Here is a 406-nt window from a genome sequence, read left to right on the forward strand (position 1 = left end):
GCAGGCAGAGAAACAAAAGAAATATTGCAGCACGGCATTGGAATGGTCAGATATCGAGATGATCGACGGAGACGCGATCCATATAAGAGACGGCAGCACACGAGAGCGTATCATCGGTTTGAAAGTCACCCCCAGGAACATCTTCATCGATACAAGTTATGTACAGGCCCGTATCGTGAACAACCTGCGCATCATCTTCAATAAGATCCGTTTCCCCATCTATTGGGGCTACGTATTCGTGCCGGTACAGATCGACGATCATATCTCGATGCTGTTGCGGGAAGAGACGCAGGAAGAGGATCCGCGCATCCGTGCGATGATCCAAAATGATTTTGAAAAGGTCACTTGGTTCCAGGATACACATCGTGAGCTGGAATTCTTTCTGATGCTGCGCGATGAGGATGAA

Annotated in this window: 1 protein-coding gene; it reads left to right on the forward strand. The window is 48.5% G+C overall.

Going from position 1 to position 406, the window contains the following annotated elements:
- A partial coding sequence (locus NE665_RS24070; RefSeq protein ID WP_256302726.1) for a hypothetical protein occupies window positions 1-406 on the forward strand: 406 nt, incomplete at both ends.

The organism is Clostridium sp. DFI.1.208 (genome assembly GCF_024463855.1).
Taxonomy (GTDB): Bacteria; Bacillota_I; Bacilli_A; order Erysipelotrichales; family Erysipelotrichaceae; genus Clostridium_AQ.